This is a genomic window from Aquimarina sp. AWH4_224, assembly GCF_056160245.1.
Genome location: NZ_JBSWWU010000051.1, coordinates 1 through 516 on the forward strand (window position 1 = coordinate 1; position 516 = coordinate 516).

Annotated in this window: 1 protein-coding gene; it reads left to right on the forward strand. The window is 30.4% G+C overall.

Going from position 1 to position 516, the window contains the following annotated elements; translation table 11 throughout:
• Positions 1–97: 97 nt before the first annotated feature.
• The coding region (locus ACXAGJ_RS24645; RefSeq protein WP_474843843.1) for a hypothetical protein at positions 98–516 on the forward strand (419 nt) is incomplete at its 3' end.

Sequence of the window (516 nt, forward strand, 5' to 3'; positions counted from 1 at the left end):
TGCTTGAAGAAAATTTAGAAGATTATATTCAAAATTTTGATTCATATATGAAATCCAAATAAGCTATATGTGGTATATAATCTGATTAAAAATTAAAATGGGATATTTTTTAAGGGCATTTATAGCAAAAAGCGAAAATCTACGGTTAATTATAAAAGCATATACCAAAGCAAATCTCGTAGAATTAGAGCAAGGAATTTCTATGATCTTAATGACAGAGGAATTATATGATGAAATTAATCAAATGACTCCAAGCCCGGGAGTGTTCAGGTTTGAACTTTTTAGTGATCATGTAGAAAAGCAAATTCTTTCAAAAATCAATGAAGCAAAAGTGGCTTATGTAGAATCTGAATTTTTTGGTGGACAAGGTGGTCATCTAGGGGTTGTTTGGGAAAATGGTAAAAGAGTTTTTGTTGGAGATTTTAACAAAGGCAGTCTAAATAAGGTTTTAAAACTATTGGGAGTTAAAAAGAAGCAATTCAAAGATGAGTTTGATACGGTAGGATTAGGTAAGCA